The organism is Brevibacillus parabrevis (assembly GCF_003710905.1).
GTDB classification, from domain to species: Bacteria; Bacillota; Bacilli; order Brevibacillales; family Brevibacillaceae; genus Brevibacillus; species Brevibacillus parabrevis.
Genome location: NZ_RHHV01000008.1, coordinates 286,832 through 304,537 on the forward strand (window position 1 = coordinate 286,832; position 17,706 = coordinate 304,537).

Consider the following 17,706-nt stretch of genomic DNA (forward strand, 5'->3'; position numbering starts at 1 on the left):
GGGCGGGGTTATGCTGGAAATAGGATTGTCCGCACGAGCCAAGCCCGTTTCCGGCAAAAATCGTTTCACAGGCAGGCACATGCACATAGACTGTGGCGAACGATACGAGAAGAAGAGGGTGTTAGGATGCTTCCAAAACCGGTGATCGGGATTTTGACCTGGCGCCAGGGGCAGCGCTTTGGCGAGCCGGACTACTTGCGCAAGCTGGTGCTGGCAGGGCAGAAGCTGGGGGCGGAAATTTACCTGTTTTCGCATCAGGACGTAAACATGAAGGAAAAAAAGATCAAAGGCTTTCTTCCCAAAGCAGGCGGCGGCTGGAGCAGCAGATGGTTTCCGTGGCCGCAGGTCGTCATCGACCGCTATCGGCGGCGTGTCCCCGAGTACATTCGGCTGCGAAACAGCGACCTGCTTTTCTTTGCCAACAGCCCGTTCAGCAAAAAGTGGCGGGTCACCCAGCTTTTGGCCAAGGACAGGCGGGTGATGCACTGGATTCCGGAAACACACTTGTACGAAAAAAAGCGAGTTGCAACCATGCTGAGCAAATATCCACTCGTGTACGTCAAACCGGGGAACGGCTCCGGGGGGAAAAGCATTTTGCGGATATCGGCCAAGGGCAAAGAATTTAGCCTCTCCGGGCGCGACAAGCAATATCAGACGCACACTGCCAAGCTGGACAGCGTCAGTGCCGTGGAGAACTGGGTTGGCCGCTGGGTAGTCGAGCAGCAGATTGCAGATGGCAATTTTCTCGTGCAGCAAGGGATCGATCTCGGATTGATTCCGAATCATGTGGCAGATGTGCGCGTGCTCATCCAAAAGGATCAGGCAGGGGAGTGGAGGGTGACTGGCTCCGGAGTACGGATCGGGGAGGCTGGCAGCTCTACCTCCAATTTGCACGGCGGAGGGCGCGCTGTTTCCTTTGAAGGGTTGATCGAGCAGCGATTCGGCAAGAGACAAGCACAGCTGATCACGAAGGAGTGTCACTCGCTTGCCCATGAGGTGGCGAAGACGCTGGAGGATTACTTTGGACGAATGATGGAGTTCGGGCTGGATATCGGTGTCGCTGTAGACGGGAGCGTCTGGCTGATCGAGGTCAATCCGAAACCGGGGCGGGAAGTATTTCGCCAAATGGGGGATATGGTCACGTACGCCAAGGCGATCGAGCGGCCTGTGCAGTTCGCTCTCCATCTCGCCCGCAAGAGACAGACCGGGGATGTAGGGCAGAGGGAACAACGTGTCAGGGTCTGAAAGAAGCTTGGTTTTTGTTCCTTTGGAAGCAAGCGGGGAACCGACACTGATGACCCATTCACCAACCTTGGTGTGTGAAGAGTTTCCGAGTGCCAAAGGATAAAGCTTGCAGTCCGCGTCGATTTTGATAACAGCATAGTCCCTGACTCGATCGGCAATGATGCGTTTGGCTTCAAATACTTTGCCGTTGTACAGCTTGACAAAAATGTTTTTCGATTTGCCGATGACGTGCTCGCTGGTCAAAATATAGCCTCTCGGGTGGAAGATAAAACCGGAGCCGAAACTGCGCTCGGTAGGCGGTGACGAAGTATTATCATCCTGGTCGATGAGACTGCGAATCAGAGAATCGACGTCTTTAGCTAGGGGAGCGTCTTCCGTGACGATGGAAACGACTCCCTCCTGTACGCGCTCTACAATAGGGACAAAAAAATTGAACGGGTGCAGACTGCTGCTGCTCACAGGGTACTTTACTCGCGTATATTGGGACCATTTTTTACTTTTCACCAATCTCTCCCCCTACAGCAGTTAGGTATATATCATCTTATGGAGGGGCGAAAGGGAAGGGACGCCCAATTTGAGCGCGGCGTTTGTTATATCATTATTTTTGATTGATATAATAAAGAAATAGCATTGGTATAATTATTAGAATCGAATTATAATACATGTAGTTAGAGAATATTTTGAACATAAAGGCTTAGCAGATGGATATTCACTTCTGTCTGAAAAAAGGCAATTGTCTGCTTTGTCGCTAGAGAGAGAAAAAGAAAGATAATGGAGGATGCGAAGAGATGGATGTTAAAACGATCATACTCGGCTTTTTGAGCTATGGAGAAATGAGTGGGTACGATATCAAGCAGGCGTTTTCCAACAGCATCGGCTTTTTCTACGATGCCAGCTTTGGCGCGATCTACCCCGCACTGCGCAAGCTGGAAGAGGAAGGACTGGTCACCAAGCAAGAGGTCATCCAGTCTGGAAAGCCGAACAAAATTTTGTATCAGATTACAGAGCAGGGCAAGGACACGTTCCGTCAAGAAATCCAGACGCCGATTTTGCCTCCTGTGCTGCGCTCTGACATGCTGGTGAAAATTTTCTTTGGCAAGAGCCGTTCCCCCGAGGAGCAAAAGGACATGCTGGAGAGCTGTTTGAACCTTCAGCGCCAAATGCTTCAACAAAGCCGAGCCTCATTCAAGAAGCTGGAGCTGCATTTTGACGAATATCAGCGCTTTTGCTGGGAATATACGATCCATCATCTGGAGTCGACGATTTCCTTTTTGGAGCACAAAATGCCCTCGCTAGCCAAACAACCAGCATTGTCTGCTTCCATCTGAGCAGGGATTTGACCAATTGGGTTGAACACGCATGCAAGAAGGCTTCGCCGCAATAAAGTGGCGAAGCCTTCTTTTTGTTTACTTCAGGTTTTCCGGGTTGAGGCACTCCAGCTCTGGCACGACAAAACGTCCGTCTTTGCGGATCAGGCGGTCGTCAAACCAGATTTCCCCTCCGCCCCACTCAGGGCGTTGAATCATGACGAGATCCCAGTGGATGGACGACTTGTTGCCGTTGAACGCATCGTCATAGGCTTGTCCAGGCGTGAAGTGGAAGCTGCCGTCGATTTTCTCATCGAACAAAATGTCTTTCATCGGATTTTGGATGTAAGGATTGACCCCGATCGCAAATTCGCCGACGTAGCGGGCGCCTTCGTCTGTGTCGAACACTTCGTTGATTTTCGTCGTGTCGTTGGCAGTCGCTTCGATAATTTTGCCATCCTTGAAGGTCAGCTTGATGTTGTCATAAGTGAAGCCTTGGTATGGGGATGGCGTGTTGTACGAGATCGTGCCGTTGACGGAATCGCGCACTGGGGCTGTAAATACTTCCCCGTCCGGGATGTTGGCTTCTCCGGCGCATTTGATGGCAGGGATGCCTTTGATCGAGAAGGACAGGTCGGTGCCAGGCCCTGTGATGCGCACCTTGTCGGTTTTTTCCATCAGCTTGACGAGGCTGTCCATCGCCTTGTCCATTTTGCCGTAGTCGAGCGTGCACACTTGGAAGTAGAAATCTTCAAAAGCGGCTGTACTCATGTTGGCCAGTTGAGCCATGGAAGCGTTCGGGTAGCGAAGCACAACCCATCTGGTTTCAGGCACGCGCACGTCCAGCACAGGGCGGGCGAACAGCTTGGAGTACATTTGCATTTTGTCGCCCGGCACGTCAGCCAGCTCGCTGATGTTGTCGCCGCCACGGATACCGATATAGCAATCCATTTGCTTCATAAAGGAGACGTCAGCTTCACGCATGATGCCGAGCTGGTCTTCGTTGACACCGAGAAGCAGTTCGCGCTGAATGCTTTGGTCAATCAGTTGAACGTAAGGATTGCCTCCCGCTGCGTAAACTTTGGCAATTACGGCTTTCGTCAAGTCAGTCACATCGCCGATGGAGTAGATTAAAACGTTTTCACCTTTTTGTACTTTGGTGGAGTAGTTGACGAGGACGTCAGCTAATTGCTCAATACGTGGATCTTTCATAGGAAGGGGATCCCTCGCTTTCCATATCATATCAGTATGTATTGTACACAAATCGCATAGAAAAAAGCTACCCATACCAGGGTAGCGTGCGGAGGAAACGCGTTTACAGGATTCGGTTCTTCATGTATATGCAGGGTCCTGCGCCAATATGGCTATGTCAATCGCAGCCGCAGCCGATGATGACCAACAGGATAAAAAGAATCAACACTAAGGTGAAATCATCGAGGTCTCCATTGAAAATGCTACTCATAGGATGAACATCCTCCTTGTTGTGTGTTAAGCCTCTTGTGCTTACATCCATAACATATGGGTTTATGCACAGTCCCGATACGGGCATCCGCCCATTTTTGCGAAGATTCTTTCCATGCCATCTGCTTGCCTGCGCATGTTTATTATTCTGAAAATCAGGAAAAGCTAGAGGATACGAAAAGACTTTGCAAAAAACGAAAGGATGTTATGGCGATGCAAAGATCATTGTCGAGTCTTCAGCACGAGCTGGTTCCCATTACGATTAATGTAGGCGAGGATTTCAAGTCCATTGTGTGGAAAGCCCAGTACGATATGGATTTCAATACGGAATGCCTGTTTTGCTTCTCGGAGCAGATTACAGGATACCGGGTGGAAGATGAGGCGGGGCATTCCGGCAAGGTAGCGGTTTGCCCGCACTGTGAAAAAGTAAACGCCATTTACGCGTAAGCGGCGAGACAGTGGCACATACACGAAAAGCGATGCTCAAGCGGGCATCGCTTTTTGCTTTGACACGTCCTTCATGGATGGACGATATTTGCCACTGCATCCACCATGTACCACCTGCGTTTTAGCAGGATTGAAGGGAGGAGCCTCGAATAGTATGAGAGGTATACATATGTAGATAGAGTTAGGGGTGAACTTTGTGCAAAAGAAATGCAGCCGCTGCGGGAATGACATGGAGATCGTGCTGCGCAATGTCGTGTATAAAAAGCGGGTCAAAATCATGAACGTCCCGGTACACGTTTGCGTCGACGATTGCTGCGCGCATTCCCAGGTGGTAGATGTCATCAAAGAAGATTTGAAATCACTCATGGAGGAACTGGGCCAACATCCGCAGCGCCAGGCGATCGAATTTGAAGAAATGTCAGAGTTATCCAACTTATTGGTATTGATTGCTAACGAAAAGGCAGATTCTTCGGTTCGTGAAGTGCTGGGCGAGAGGGTCAACGAGCTTCTGGATCTGTTTTTGTTGGCGCAGTCCCTAGGCGATGAGAGATGGATGCTGGAACTGCGGGAGCGATTGACCAAAATCATGGTATAAACACGAAAGAGGAGGCGCTGTAACAGGCGGCTCCTTTTTGTTGGCGCAGTCGAGACGTCAGCTTCTGCCCCTTTTTGCCCCCGTGCACCGCAAGCGTAGACTTTGCCATCCAGATTTCGGTATACTGAAAGGCGCATAGGAAGCGACAAAAGGAGAGATGAATGGTGGCCCAAAAACAACTCCACTCGATCGAGGAACTGGATCAGTTCGTTGCGCAAAAAGGGAAGCAGCTTTTGTTCAAGCATAGCACGATTTGCCCGATCAGCACATCCGCTTATGAAGAGTTCCAGGCGTATCTGCTGGATCATTCCGTAGAAGCGGCCGTGATTCTCGTGCGCGAAGATCGTCCGGTATCGAACGCAGTAGCGGAGCGTTTTGCGATCAAGCACGAGTCTCCGCAAATTTTCCTGCTGGAAAACGGGGAAGTGAAATGGCATACTTCTCACTGGAAAATTACCAAGGATGCCATCAAGCAGGCAGTCGGCGCCTAGTCTCCGCATCGAAAAAGCTTGTTACGAAAAAAGAGCTGTCGCTTTTAGCGCGCAGCTCTTTTTTGTGTTTACTCCCAAAACAGCTCCAGTTTATCTCCGCTTTTCAGCTCGGTCTGGAAGCTGGCTTGCTGTCCGTTTACCAGCATGACGAAGCCGGAGATGCTCTCATTGTCCGGCTTCTCCAGAGAGAAGTTGACGAACCGGAACACATCGCTGAATACCGGAGGGGCGGATGGGGCAGATTTGACCGTAATGACGGCCCCATCAGGCACAAGCTCGTCTGCGGATGCCACTTTGCCGTCCAACGTGATCGTCACCTGTGCGACGGGCAGCATCACTCGCTCGCCGTTGAAGGAGACGGTCATCGTTTCTTGCACCCATTCTTCCAGCGGGATGACGTCGCGGATGGCTGGCGGTGCGATTTCCTCCAGGCGATAGGAAAGCTCGTCTCCCTGGCGGACGACATCGCTGAAAGTGGCGGTTTTGCCGTTTAAGAGCAGAATCGGGTTGTGCGCTGGGAGTGTGTAAGACTGCCCGTTCACGCTGAAGTGCAGCCCGGATGGCGCTGGCTGTTCATCAGGCGCCAAAAGACCAGCTGCCGCCAGCACTTCGGAAACGGTGCGGGGCAGGCGGATTTCTACTTCCGCGCGATCGGCCAGCGAGTCGTCGAGCTGCGCAGGCGTGCCGTTGACGTGGATCACTGGCCCCAGCGACAGCGGGCGATCGTTGCAGACGATATCCAACGTGTCCAGCTGATCCAGCAGCTCGCGCACGAAAACATGGGCGTCCTCGCCGTTTTTTCCCGCGACAACCGTGATGGTGTCTCCATCGGCAATCGGTGAATCAAGGCTGGCCGCTTCTCCGTTATTCATGATGACAGGAGGCGTGCCGTGACCGCCAGGAATCATTTTCATCCGGCCGTTTACCGTGACGCTCATCGCCAGACCCGGTCTTCCGTAAAGGCGGCGAATGTCCAGTCCGGCAGCGATCAAAGAATCTCCTAGGGACATTTTCCGCAAGTCAAAAATGCGCAGCGGCACATCGTTGACGGTAACAGTCACGTAGCGGAGCGGGTGGCGGCGTGCTGCTACCGCGATTCCCACTGGCGTGACAAATTCTGGCCCGCTAAGCAGCGGATTGTCTCCCACGAATTGCTTGATCGCATCGCCACCACGCACAGCGACGCGAGCGGCAGGCATGTTCAGGAACTGGGCGACTTTTCCGGTCAAGCCCGGCGTCAGACTGCCTCCGCCAATCAGCATGACAGCTTGCGGTGCCTTGCCGTTCAGCTCTATGATTTTCGTCGCGATTTTTTCTGCCAGTTGGGAAACGTCTCCTTCAATGGCGCTGGTTACTTCCGCTGCGCTCATCGTGTGTTCCATGCCGAGAATGTCCGTGAACGTCACCGATTCATGGGTGGTGAGCAGACGTTTGACCTCTTCTGCCATCGGAAAATCGAGCAAAAAGGCATTCATCAGCGCGTCCGTGATCTCGTCTCCGGCTACAGGCACCATGCCGTAGGCGGTAATCGCACCTTCTTCGGTCAAGGCGACGTCAGATGTGCCTGCGCCGATATCGACGAGTGCGATGTTGAGTCTGCGCATGGTTACGGGGATGAGTACGTTGATCGCTGCAATCGGCTCCAGCGTGAGTGCCTGCATCTCCAGGTCGCACCGTTTCAAGGCGGCAATCAGCGAGTCGACGACTACCCGCGGCAAAAATGTGGCAATCACGTCTGCGCTGGCTGTGTCTCCGCGCTGATCGATCAGGCTGCCGATCAGTTCCTGGTCCAGGTAGTAGTTGACGACGCTGTAGCCGACACAGTAATAGCGGGTCGCATCCAGCTCGCGCAGTTCTTTTGCCAAGTCTGCCTGGGCTTCCTGCACGGCGGCAAACTCCAGTGCGACCACATCTTCCCGCGTGATAAAGGCGTGTCTCGACAGCGGCATATCCACACGTACGCGGCGGGTGCGCAACGAACGGCCGGCTGCTGCCACAGCTACTTGATGCAGCTGCCCGTGCTTTGCTTCCAATTCGTCCTTGATTTGCTTGATCACTTTGGCAACGGCAACTACATCGTGAATCTGCCCATCGAGCATGGAGCGTTCATCGTGCTCGCGAATGGCGCAGTCGAGCACGCGAAACTGATCTCCGGTCGTTTCCACAATCAGTCCGACCACACTGCGTGTTCCAATATCTAGTGAAAAAATCAGCTCAGGGGAGCCTGTTTCGTTATAGGCTGACAAAGGTAAGTCACTCCCTCGTTTTCGTGTCGATCAGTAGAAATAGATGAAGGCTTTCGTTAGAACATATATCCAATGGATTCGACCACAGCTATCAAGAATCCTGTCGAAACAAGGAATTATCCCTTTTTTGGCGAAGAATTTGCAAAGGTAAAAAAACATAAATAATTTACTTTCGCGCTTTTTGGCGCTAAACTGCTGACAAGGGAGTTTGAATCGATTATAATAACCCTAATTTATCGGCAACCACCTAGCAGACCTATATAAAAAGAGGAGAGTGGAGAGAAACAATGGCACACGATCAAATTGAGACCATGCGCAAACAGATAGACGAAATCAACCTGCAAATTTTGGAATTGATCAACCAGCGGGCGACTTTGGTGCAAGAGCTCGGCAAAGAAAAAGAAAAGCTGGGCAGCAACCGCTTTGATCCAGAGCGCGAGCGCCAAATGCTCAACCTGCTCGTAGAAAATAACAAAGGTCCGTTCAACGACAGCACGGTTCGCCATCTGTTCAAGCAAATTTTCCAAGTATCCTTGGACTTGCAAAACGAAGACAAGAAAAAAGTTCTGTTGGTCAGCCGCAAGAAGAAAGCGGAAGACACGGTCATTACAGTAAAAGGCGTCGAGTTCGGCGGCAAAAGCCCGATCCTGATCGCAGGACCTTGCTCCGTAGAAAGCTACGAGCAAGTGAGAGCGGTAGCGGAAAACCATGCCAAACGCGGCTTGAGAACAATCCGCGGCGGCGCATACAAGCCTCGCACTTCCCCATACGATTTCCAAGGTCTCGGAGAAGAAGGCTTGCAAATCTTGAAGCGTATCGGTGACGAGTTCAACCTCGTAACGATCAGCGAAATCGTCACGCCAGCCGATCTGGAAATGGCGACGAAATACATCGATGTCATCCAAATCGGTGCGCGCAACATGCAAAACTTCGAGCTTCTGAAAGCAGCAGGCCGTGTAAACAAGCCTATCCTGCTGAAGCGCGGTCTGTCCGCCACGATCGAAGAATTTATCTACGCAGCCGAGTACATCGTATCTGAGGGCAACACGCAAGTCATGCTGTGCGAGCGCGGTATCCGCACGTACGAAAAAGCGACTCGCAACACCCTTGATATCTCTGCTGTACCGTTGCTCAAACAAGAAACGCACTTGCCTGTCTTCGTCGATGTGACCCACTCTACTGGTCGTCGCGACCTGCTGCTGCCTTGCGCGAAAGCAGGATTCGCAATCGGTTCCGACGGTGTGATGGTAGAAGTTCACCCGGACCCGGATGTTGCTCTGTCCGATGCAAAGCAACAGCTCAACATTCCTCAGTTCAACGAATTTGTGGACGAATTGCTTGCTTCCGGCCTGTACAAAGGCGAAGTGGTAGCAACCAGAGGATAACGAAACAGTTTGCTGTGAGTTTGCTGGTCCTTCCTGCGCGCAGGGAGGACCTTTTGATTTGACGAACCCGAGGTCGACCAAGTAAGCTAGGATTTAAGTGCTGATAACGGCGAAGGAGGCTATGCCAGATGAATGATCAAGATCACTGCTGCTCGTCTGATCGCGCCACCGTGCGGCCTGATAAAATCAAGTCCAACCTTGTCTCGCGGCTCAACCGCGTAGAGGGACAAATTCGCGGAATCCGCGGAATGGTGGAAAAAGACGTATACTGTGACGACATCCTCAACCAGATCGCTGCTGTGCAGTCCGCCTTGAATGCCGTGGGCAAAATGCTGCTGGAAGGACATATGAAATCTTGTGTCATCGAGCGCATTCAGCAAGGGGATAGCGAAGTAATTGACGAGCTTTTGAAAACGATGAACAAACTAATGAAATAGCGGCGCCAAAGCCCGTAAAAACGATTGCAACCGCATACGGCTTGTCGTATCATAGGTGCATATATTTATGAAAATAACTATGAAAACCAAAATATAGGGAAAGTGAGGGTGTGTGATGCCGGTTACAATCTACGACGTGGCAAGAGAAGCGGGGGTTTCGATGGCGACTGTCTCCCGTGTAGTCAACGGGAATCCCAACGTAAAGCCTTTGACCCGAAAAAAGGTACTGGCTGCGATTGAACGTCTGGGGTATCGACCAAATGCCGTTGCTCGCGGTCTCGCCAGCAAAAAAACAACAACCGTCGGTGTCATCATCCCGGATATCTCCAGTTTGTTTTTTTCCGAATTGGCCCGTGGAATCGAAGACATTGCAACGATGTACAAATATAACATCATCCTCTGCAACTCTGACCAGCGGATGGAAAAAGAATTGCAGTTGATCAATACGCTGTTGGAAAAGCAAGTGGACGGGCTGCTGTTCCTGGGGGCGGAGATTAAGGAAGACCACCTTCAGGCGCTGACCAGCACTTCGGTGCCGACCGTTCTCGCGGCTACCCGCGATGCGGACAATGTGCTGCCTTCTGTGAGCATCGACCATTTCCAGGCCGCTTACGATGCGACGGAAGCTTTGGCTTCGCGCGGACACAAGCGGATTGCGATGATCTCAGGCCCGCCGAACGATCCGCTCAACGGCCTGATGCGTTACGAAGGCTACAAAAAGGCGTTGAAGGACAACGGGATCGAGCTGGACGAGGAGCTGGTTGCGACAGGCAACTACTTTTACGAGTCAGGGCTTTCGACAACGAAGGCATTCCTCGCGCTGGCTGAGCCGCCGACAGCGATTTTTGCTGCCAACGATGAAATGGCGATTGGAGCGATCCATGCCATCCAGGATTCCGGTCTGAACGTGCCGGGCGATATCGAGGTCATCGGCCACGACAACATTCGCCTCGTGGAAATGGTGCGCCCGCGCCTAACTTCCGTAGTTCAGCCGATGTACGATATTGGTGCGGTCGCGATGCGCCTGCTGACCAAGTACATGAACAACGAAAACGTGGAAGAGCACGTTGTGCTGTTGCCGCACCGGATCGAGTATCGGGAGAGCACCAAGCCGCAGCAGGCTTGATCGCATCGCCCGCAACAGATTGCCAGCAAGAGGAGGATAAGTGGATGCGGTACGGAATTATCGGCGCAATGGACGAAGAAATTGCGCTGTATTTGGAAGCGATGCAACAAGCCACGACGACGGTCAAAGCCGGAGTGGCTTACTATAGCGGGAAGATGGAAGGCAAAGAAGTCGTGCTTTGCAAGTCAGGTGTCGGCAAGGTGAATGCAGCGGTCACGACGCAAATTTTGCTCGATCAGTTTCAGGTGGAGCGCGTCATTTTTACGGGCGTAGCTGGTGCCGTTCACCCGGAATTGAACATTGGCGATATTGTCGTGTCGACAGACTGCTTGCAGCATGATATCGACGTGACGCCGCTCGGCTTTGCCCCGGGGCAAATTCCGTTTACGGAGCAATGGACATGGCAAGCCGACCAGGAGCTGATGCAACAAGCGATCGAGGCTGGAAAAGGATTGGAAGCGGGTGTTCAGGTAGTGAGCGGCCGCATTTTGTCCGGTGACCAGTTTGTCGCCAGCCGGGAAAAGGTACAATGGCTGTACGAGCAGTTCCAGGCTCATTGCACGGAGATGGAAGGAGCGGCAGTCGGACAAGTGTGTGCGATGAACGGCGTGCCGTTTGTCGTCGTGCGATCGATGTCCGATAAGGCAGACGGCTCTGCGCATGTCAACTTCGTCGAGTTTACCAAGCTTGCTTCGCAGCGTTCGTATGCGATTGTCCGCAACATGCTGCTGTCCGATGCCGGTTCGTCCGAGCCAGGCGTGATCGTCTACTCGACGAAAAACTGCGTCGATTGCGACATGGTCAAGCAGTGGTTGACGGCAAAAGGGATTTCGTTCGAAGTGCGCGATGTCATGACCAGCCGCGCCTACCAAGAGGATGTCGAGCGTTTTGGCTTCATGGGCGTTCCGGTAACCGTTGTGGGCGACAAAGCGGTCAAAGGCTTTGCGCCAGCCGAGCTGGAAGAACTGGTGAAGCAATCATAAAATCACACAAAAGCGGGGAGATCAGCATCGTTTCGGTGCGCGATCTCCCCGCTTTTTCGTATGTTTTTTCGCAAATGTCATCTGCTATTTGCTTGCTTCCGTAGGCGCGTACATCATGGCGCGCTCCAGCGTGATCCGGTTTTTTTCCGTAATCTCTGCCCGGCGGGGGATAGCGGGAAACGGTTCGTCAAACAGGCGGGTTGGCAGCGGCAAGTCTGTCTGCGGCTGCCAGCGCTTGAGCCAGCCAGAAGGCAGGTCGCCATCTTCCAGCGGCTGATCGCTCATCTCGCTCCACACAAGCGTCCATGCCCGCGGCACCACTCGCCAAATGTCGTAGCCGCCGCCGCCGACCGCGATCCAGCGGCCATCGCACAGCTCGTGAGCGAGGCGGTGGGCGAGCCTTGGGATATCTTGATAAATGCGCATCGAGCAGGAAAGGTGCGTGAGCGGATCAAACGTATGGGCATCACAGCCGTTTTGGGTCAAAATCACGTCCGGCTTGAAGCCTCTTGCCAGCTTGGACACTAGCTCGCCGTACACTTCCAGAAAAGAGTCGTCTTCTGTGAACGCATCGAGCGGCACATTGACCGAAAATCCGTAACCGCTTCCATCCCCGCGTTCCGAGAGATTCCCCGTTCCCGGAAACAAGTATTTTCCCGTCTCGTGAATGGAGACAGTCAAGACGTTCGGGTCATCGTAAAACGCCCATTGTACGCCATCTCCATGATGCGCGTCGGTGTCGATGTACATGACGCGTGCGTTCCAATGTTTGCGCAAATAGGCGATGGCGACGGAGCAATCGTTGTAAATGCAAAAGCCCGAGGCTCTCCCGCGAAACGCGTGATGCAGGCCGCCAGCAGGATTGAAGGCGTGCTCTGCTTGTCCCTTCATGACAGCATCGACGGCGTTCAACGTCCCTCCGACAATGAGGGCAGCCGATTCGTGCATGTTCTGAAAACAGGGGACGTCCTCCGTGCCAAGACCGTAGCTCGCTGCCTGGGGCAGCTCTTTTTTGCTATGGCCCTGATCGCGGACGAACTGGATGTAGCGTGCGTCATGAACGAGAGCAAGCTCTTCGTCGGTTGCCATGCGCGGGGCAATGATGTCTGACTCAGCGAGTAGGCCGTAGCTGCTCATCAGATCGTGCATGAGGAGCAGACGGCGTTGGTTAAAAGGGTGGTCATCGTTAAAGTAATACGTGGTGTAGTCGGGGGAGTAGATCAGACGAGCGTTCCGGCTCACAAAATTACCCCCCCATCCGTCGGTCCGACGACAGAAAATCCTCTTTGGAGCAGCAATTGTGTCACGACGCGCGGGTCAATCGTCTGGACGCGGAAGACCAGATTCTTTTTGCCGGGATTTTTTCCTGGAAACACGATGACACTGGTGACATTCACTTGTGCTTCGCGGAAAATCTGGCTGACCTCAGCCAGCATCCCGACGCGATCATCCACTTCTACTTCGATGTGCGAGCTGGGCTTGTTGACCCCGAACAGCTCGATCAGGCTGGAAAACAGGTCGGATTCCGTAATCATCCCGACGAGGCGGTTTCCTTCCACAATCGGCAAGGAACCGATCTTGTGCTCATAAATCTGGAGGGCGGCATCTTCGATGAAATCAAGCGGGTGAGCAGTGATGACCTGTTTTTGCATGATATCGGCAACAGGCTTGTGCAGCACGGTATCGTCATCGTCGTGGGTAAGCAAGCGGGAGGGGAGGGCATCGCGCAGATCGCGGTCCGAGACGATGCCCACCAGCTTATCGTCATCGAGAACAGGCAAGTGCCTGATTCGGTTGGCTCGAAGCAGCAAGAGGGCTTCTCCGATCGTGGTAGCTGGTTGGGTGGTAACGACGTTTTTTCGCATGATATCTTCTACGCGCATGAGTGATGGCCTCCTTGCATCCTTTGAAAAAGATGTCCAGACTAATAAAGAAAGCGATTCTGAAAACGCATGGCATCAAAAGCGACAACCGTTTCAGCAGGAACTCGTTTTCCGATTTTGGCCATCAGACAGTTGGCGGGATGAGAGCATATTTCCGGATCGTCTGTCGCCATCCAGGTAAGTCCGACGCTGCCCATTACTTTTTCCATGACCTTTCTGTACTGCCAGACATCAAGCCCTGTACCTTTCAGATCCCAATGCCAGTAGTACTCGGTCGTGATAATCACGTAGTCTTCCATCGCGTCGTCCGCAAAAGATACTTCAAGGAGCTTCTTGGCTACGCCGCCCGCGCGAACTTTGTCACTGATCTCGATGGCGCCAAGCTCAAGCAGGTCGGGCAGCTTGGCCATGGACCAGCGCTCCAGCGGATCGGGATGGAGGAAGGTGACATAGCCGAGAACGAGGTCGCCTTCCCGCGCCAAAATAATGCGTCCTTCCGGCAGATCGGCAATTTCGATCAGAGCTTCGTGTTGCTGCTCCGGGATGCGGAATGCCTTCAGCCCTTCATCAAAGCGCAGGTCAGCCAAATGCCTCCCCGTAACCGGTCCCTCGATGAGAAGCTCTTTTCCGTTCACGATCATGCTCGCAGAATGATAGCGTTTGACGTGTTCCATCAGTTCCCCCCCTTTGCTTGTAGAAAAAGAGAGATGGCGATTGCGACCATCTCTGCTGATTCTTCTTCCTAGTCTATTCTGTGGTGGTTGCCGTTACGTTGTTTGAATGTGGCGATTCTCCGTAACTGTTGACGGCGGTGATGTAGTAACTGCCGTTCGGAACGTTTGTTGCGTGCGTGTAGCTCGTTGCCGATACGGTGTCGAGCAGCAAATAGCCGCTTGCCGCATCCGGGCTGAAATACACGTTGTAGGCAATGACCTGCTCGGTGGAACTGTTGCCTTTCCAGGACAGCTTCACGTTGTTGCCGCTTGCCTTGAGCGACAGCGATTTCGGAGCGGAAGGAGGTGAAGCGGAAGGCGTATTCGGGTTTGGATTCGAATTGCCGTTTGTGCCGTCTCCCGACCCTTGCTCGCCTGGATTCGTTTGATTGTTGCCGCTGTTATTGCCGCTGCCGTTATCCGTCGGTGGAGTCGTCGTGTCACCCGGCTGCGGCGTTCCCGTGTCTGTGCCCGGCAGCTCCCACGTATGGGAGGACGAGCCGACAGAAGCGATAGCAGAAGGGGAGGACTCGTTTCCGGCGATATCGACTGCTGTGACATAGTAGCCCAGATCACCGCTGCCTGATGCCGAATCGGCGAAGGTCAGTTCGGCCGGATCTTTCACTGTTGCGACTTTGACAAAGCCGTTTTGCGGATCGGCGCGGTAGATGCGGTATCCGACGAGATCGGCTTCCTTGCCAGACTGCCAGGAGAGCGAAATCTGTTTGCCAGAGCCGCTTGCGGTCACTCCGCTTGGCGCTGACGGCGCTCCGCCGACCTCTGTGCGCGGGTCTTCCTTGTCCGGGAGACGCTGCTCCCAGTCAGGCGGCTGACTTGCCACTTTGCTGTTTTTGGCTTGAATCTGTTCCTTGGAAGGAAGCGGATCAGGCGAGCGGTAGAAAATGCCTTCGGTGACAAAATCGTCCGGAGTGCCTTCCTTCGCCAGATAACGTTCCCCGTTGTACGTAATCAATCTGGCTTTTTGGTGAGAATCGTCCACCTTCGTCGGAACGAAGCGGCGATTGAACAAGTCGGTAATCACATGTCCTGCCTGCTTGGACAGCTCGCTTGGCAGCAATCCGGATTTGGAATCGACTGTTGCGCTGACAATCCCTGCCGGCTTTTTAAAGGTTGCGTCAGGGGGAGACAAGTTCGGGTGCTTGTCCATGATTTCTTTCATGACCTTGCCCCAGACAACCATTGGCACGTATTTGTCCGCATCCGGCATCGGGTAAGGCTCGTCAAATCCGACCCAGACACCCATGGACAACTCCGGCGTGTAGCCGACGAACCAGAGGTCGTTGCTGTTGTTGGTTGTCCCGGTTTTGCCTGCCACATCGACTTTGCGCGGTACAAATTTGCGAATGTGGGTACCTGTTCCCGCGTTTACGACCGAGCGCATCATGTCTGTGATCAGGTAAGCGGTTTGCTCGCTGTAGACTTGAACAGGCTGTGCTTCGTGACGATAGACTACCTTGCCCTGACTGTCTTCGATTCTGTCGATGAGGTATGCATCCACAAAGGAGCCGTGGTTAGCGAACGTCGCGTAGGCATTGGTCATTTCCTCCGCCGTCGTCCCGTATGTAAGTCCGCCGATTACGCCTGTTGCAGCGTGGTTGTCTGCATCGACCAGCGTGGTGATCCCCATTTTTTTGACGTATTCGAGTGCGGTAGGAATCCCGACCTTCAAGTACGTCTTGATCGCGGGAATATTCCAGGACATTCGCAGCGCTTCACGTGCACTCATGATTCCTTGCCATTTGTTGTTCCAGTTTTTCGGCAGGTGAGAGCCGTTTTGGCCGTCTGCGAGCAGCACGGGTGCGTCATCGATTGGCGAAGCTGGCTGCAAAAGCCCCAGTTCAAAGGCAGGAGCGTAGGCTGCCAGCGGCTTCATCGCCGAACCAGGCTGGCGCGGCACAGTCGCGTGGTTTGTCTGCTCCACTTTAAAATCGCGTCCGCCGATCATCCCGAGAATCGCGCCCGTTTTATTATGGATGAGCATGGCTCCGACTTCTTCCAGCGCGTTCTCGATTTTCTCCGTCTTGCCGTTGGAGCGGCGAATCGTGTAGGTGCGGTTTTTTCCGAAGTTTTTCGGATCGGTCGCAACAGCTTGCATAATATTGTAGACATTTTTGTCAATCGTGGTGTGGACCTTGTAGCCTTTGCGCAAAATGTCGCGGCGCTTGTCCTCGACCAGTTGACGGTATTCGTTGCGTCCGATGGTGGACTTGTCGCGCCCTTTTTCCGCGAGATCAGCATCGACCAGCTGACGGGCGGCCCGATCCTCGATCTCCATCATCAGGAACGGAACTTCGCGGTACGCTTGCTGGGCAGGCTTGGCCAGCTGCGCTTTCAGGTCGGCCTTGAGCGCACCATCGTACTGGGCCTGGGTAATGTAGCCATTTTCCATCATGCGGTCCAGCACCATTTTCTGGCGCTCCTTGCCGCGCTGATAGCTTTCGGCGCGAAATGGAGAGTACGCGCCAGGATTTTGAATCATGCCAGCGAGGTAAGAGCCTTCGCTGAGATTCAGTTCCTTCACATCTTTGCCAAAAATCCCTTTGGCGGCAGCCTGTACACCGTAGACGTTGGAGCCGTTGGCGTTTTTCCCGAAGTAAATTTCGTTCATGTAGGCTTCCAAAATCTGATCTTTGGAAAACATGCGCTCGATCCGGATGGCACTGAAGATTTCCCGCGCTTTTCGGGTGTGGCTCACTTCAGCGGAGAGGATCGTATTTTTTACGAGCTGCTGCGTAATCGTACTACCGCCTGTCACGACAGGTTGGTTGGTGAATTCCTGGATCGCTCCACGCATTGTGGATTGAAGGGAAACGCCGGAATGTTGGTAGTAGGTTTTGTCTTCTGTTGCGATGATGGCATTGATCAAATAAGGAGAAACGTCTGCCTTTTTCACCAAGCGCCGATCGCCTTCTTCAGCCCGCAATTGGCCGATGAGAGAGCCGTCGTTGTAGTAGGCGAATCCAGTCAGATAATTGGTGAAAATTTTGTCCTCCAGTTCCTCCTTGCTGCGCACTGGCTCGTCTTTCACGAGTGCGGCAACATAACCTGTCACGATTCCTCCGGCGACAGCTGCCCCCATAAGCCCAAGCAGAAACACCATCTGTACGATGATCCATATTATTCTGCCACGGCTACGGCGTCGCTTTTTTTTCGACGGTTCAGAGGAAGATGTGTGGTTATTCGACATAGTCTACGACCCCCTAGCATACCCCCTAATTATACCATACGAGGAACCATGAGGGTAGAAGCGATGATAGCGTCTACAGAGAAGTTCCGTGCATCGTCTGAATCTGTCAAAAAGTGTTGCGTTTTGCCTGTTTATGGCCGAACGCGGTTTAGGTTTATACGAGAAGCAGGATCGAGCTT

The 17,706-nt window shown here is 53.1% G+C and carries 16 protein-coding genes and 1 pseudogene; 9 read left to right on the forward strand and 8 right to left on the reverse strand.

From position 1 onward, the window contains the following. Window positions 1-126: 126 nt before the first annotated feature. Entirely contained in the window at window positions 127-1,245 is a 1,119-nt protein-coding gene (locus EDM60_RS10910) for a YheC/YheD family endospore coat-associated protein (protein ID WP_122964009.1), read from the forward strand. A 78-nt stretch (window positions 1,246-1,323) separates the two neighbouring features. Here the strand turns inward: EDM60_RS10910 and EDM60_RS10915 are convergent. Then, a pseudogene (locus tag EDM60_RS10915) lies at window positions 1,324-1,749 on the reverse strand (trypsin-like peptidase domain-containing protein); the annotation flags it as partial. Between the two features lie 284 nt (window positions 1,750-2,033). Between EDM60_RS10915 and EDM60_RS10920 the strand changes: the two are divergent. Further along, entirely contained in the window at window positions 2,034-2,573 is a 540-nt protein-coding gene (locus tag EDM60_RS10920) for a PadR family transcriptional regulator (protein WP_122964010.1), read from the forward strand. A 78-nt stretch (window positions 2,574-2,651) separates the two neighbouring features. Here the strand turns inward: EDM60_RS10920 and EDM60_RS10925 are convergent, their stop codons facing one another. Both EDM60_RS10925 and yjcZ read right to left on the reverse strand, forming a co-directional pair. Continuing rightward, window positions 2,652-3,764, reverse strand: coding sequence for an aminopeptidase (locus EDM60_RS10925; protein WP_122964011.1), 1,113 nt, complete (start codon window positions 3,762-3,764; stop codon window positions 2,652-2,654). A gap of 157 nt (window positions 3,765-3,921) precedes the next feature. Next, a complete protein-coding gene (gene yjcZ, locus EDM60_RS29575) occupies window positions 3,922-4,101 on the reverse strand; it encodes a sporulation protein YjcZ (protein WP_122964012.1) in 180 nt (59 codons plus the stop codon). A 125-nt stretch (window positions 4,102-4,226) separates the two neighbouring features. Here yjcZ and EDM60_RS10935 point away from each other — a divergent pair, with 125 nt between their 5' ends. The 3 genes from EDM60_RS10935 (at window position 4,227) to ytxJ (ending at window position 5,546) form a co-directional block, all read left to right on the forward strand. Continuing rightward, window positions 4,227-4,460 carry a hypothetical protein gene (locus tag EDM60_RS10935; RefSeq protein ID WP_063228116.1) on the forward strand — a complete coding sequence of 78 codons (234 nt, stop codon included), beginning with the start codon at window positions 4,227-4,229 and terminating at the stop codon, window positions 4,458-4,460. Between the two features lie 196 nt (window positions 4,461-4,656). After that, entirely contained in the window at window positions 4,657-5,055 is a 399-nt protein-coding gene (locus tag EDM60_RS10940) for a hypothetical protein (RefSeq protein WP_229049716.1), read from the forward strand. A gap of 164 nt (window positions 5,056-5,219) precedes the next feature. Beyond that, window positions 5,220-5,546 carry a bacillithiol system redox-active protein YtxJ gene (gene ytxJ / locus EDM60_RS10945; protein WP_167470276.1) on the forward strand — a complete coding sequence of 109 codons (327 nt, stop codon included), beginning with the start codon at window positions 5,220-5,222 and terminating at the stop codon, window positions 5,544-5,546. Between the two features lie 68 nt (window positions 5,547-5,614). Here ytxJ and EDM60_RS10950 read toward each other — a convergent pair whose 3' ends face one another. Continuing rightward, window positions 5,615-7,792 (reverse strand): cell division protein FtsA, encoded by a 2,178-nt coding sequence (locus tag EDM60_RS10950; RefSeq protein WP_122964014.1) that lies wholly within the window; start codon window positions 7,790-7,792, stop codon window positions 5,615-5,617. 287 nt (window positions 7,793-8,079) lie between these two features. Between EDM60_RS10950 and EDM60_RS10955 the strand changes: the two genes are divergently transcribed. The 4 genes from EDM60_RS10955 to EDM60_RS10970 all read left to right on the forward strand — a co-directional run bounded on the left by EDM60_RS10955 (window position 8,080) and on the right by EDM60_RS10970 (window position 11,723). After that, a complete protein-coding gene (locus EDM60_RS10955; protein WP_122964015.1) occupies window positions 8,080-9,177 on the forward strand; it encodes a bifunctional 3-deoxy-7-phosphoheptulonate synthase/chorismate mutase in 1,098 nt (365 codons plus the stop codon). Between the two features lie 128 nt (window positions 9,178-9,305). Continuing rightward, window positions 9,306-9,614: a metal-sensitive transcriptional regulator gene (locus EDM60_RS10960; protein ID WP_063228119.1), complete on the forward strand. Its 309-nt coding sequence runs from the start codon at window positions 9,306-9,308 to the stop codon at window positions 9,612-9,614. A 115-nt stretch (window positions 9,615-9,729) separates the two neighbouring features. Beyond that, window positions 9,730-10,740, forward strand: coding sequence for a catabolite control protein A (gene ccpA, locus EDM60_RS10965; RefSeq protein ID WP_122964016.1), 1,011 nt, complete (start codon window positions 9,730-9,732; stop codon window positions 10,738-10,740). Between the two features lie 44 nt (window positions 10,741-10,784). Further along, window positions 10,785-11,723, forward strand: coding sequence for a 5'-methylthioadenosine/adenosylhomocysteine nucleosidase (locus EDM60_RS10970; protein ID WP_122964017.1), 939 nt, complete (start codon window positions 10,785-10,787; stop codon window positions 11,721-11,723). An 84-nt stretch (window positions 11,724-11,807) separates the two neighbouring features. Here EDM60_RS10970 and EDM60_RS10975 read toward each other — a convergent pair whose 3' ends face one another. The 4 genes from EDM60_RS10975 to EDM60_RS10990 all read right to left on the reverse strand — a co-directional run bounded on the left by EDM60_RS10975 (window position 11,808) and on the right by EDM60_RS10990 (window position 17,527). Beyond that, a complete protein-coding gene (locus EDM60_RS10975; protein WP_122964018.1) occupies window positions 11,808-12,965 on the reverse strand; it encodes an acetoin utilization protein AcuC in 1,158 nt (385 codons plus the stop codon). After that, the gene (locus tag EDM60_RS10980) at window positions 12,962-13,606 is read right to left on the reverse strand and encodes a CBS and ACT domain-containing protein (RefSeq protein WP_122964019.1); all 645 of its coding nucleotides are present in this window, start codon (window positions 13,604-13,606) and stop codon (window positions 12,962-12,964) included. The genes EDM60_RS10975 and EDM60_RS10980 overlap by 4 nt, the downstream gene beginning before the upstream one ends. 41 nt (window positions 13,607-13,647) lie before the next feature. Continuing rightward, window positions 13,648-14,280, reverse strand: a complete 633-nt coding sequence (locus EDM60_RS10985; RefSeq protein WP_063228124.1) for a hypothetical protein — start codon at window positions 14,278-14,280, stop codon at window positions 13,648-13,650. Window positions 14,281-14,353: 73 nt separating this feature from the next. After that, entirely contained in the window at window positions 14,354-17,527 is a 3,174-nt protein-coding gene (locus EDM60_RS10990; RefSeq protein WP_122964020.1) for a penicillin-binding protein 1A, read from the reverse strand. Window positions 17,528-17,706: the final 179 nt, after the last annotated feature.

Bases quoted from the DNA above. Each gene is read 5' to 3' on its own strand.
- EDM60_RS10910 (WP_122964009.1), top strand. From the start codon at position 127: ATGCTTCCAAAACCGGTGATCGGGATTTTGACCTGGCGCCAGGGGCAG.
- EDM60_RS10920 (WP_122964010.1), top strand. From the start codon at position 2,034: ATGGATGTTAAAACGATCATACTCGGCTTTTTGAGCTATGGAGAAATG.
- EDM60_RS10925 (WP_122964011.1), bottom strand. From the start codon at position 3,764: ATGAAAGATCCACGTATTGAGCAATTAGCTGACGTCCTCGTCAACTAC.
- yjcZ (WP_122964012.1), bottom strand. From the start codon at position 4,101: ATGCCCGTATCGGGACTGTGCATAAACCCATATGTTATGGATGTAAGC.
- EDM60_RS10935 (WP_063228116.1), top strand. From the start codon at position 4,227: ATGCAAAGATCATTGTCGAGTCTTCAGCACGAGCTGGTTCCCATTACG.
- EDM60_RS10955 (WP_122964015.1), top strand. From the start codon at position 8,080: ATGGCACACGATCAAATTGAGACCATGCGCAAACAGATAGACGAAATC.
- EDM60_RS10960 (WP_063228119.1), top strand. From the start codon at position 9,306: ATGAATGATCAAGATCACTGCTGCTCGTCTGATCGCGCCACCGTGCGG.
- ccpA (WP_122964016.1), top strand. From the start codon at position 9,730: ATGCCGGTTACAATCTACGACGTGGCAAGAGAAGCGGGGGTTTCGATG.
- EDM60_RS10970 (WP_122964017.1), top strand. From the start codon at position 10,785: ATGCGGTACGGAATTATCGGCGCAATGGACGAAGAAATTGCGCTGTAT.
- EDM60_RS10980 (WP_122964019.1), bottom strand. From the start codon at position 13,606: ATGCGCGTAGAAGATATCATGCGAAAAAACGTCGTTACCACCCAACCA.
- EDM60_RS10985 (WP_063228124.1), bottom strand. From the start codon at position 14,280: ATGGAACACGTCAAACGCTATCATTCTGCGAGCATGATCGTGAACGGA.
- EDM60_RS10990 (WP_122964020.1), bottom strand. From the start codon at position 17,527: ATGTCGAATAACCACACATCTTCCTCTGAACCGTCGAAAAAAAAGCGA.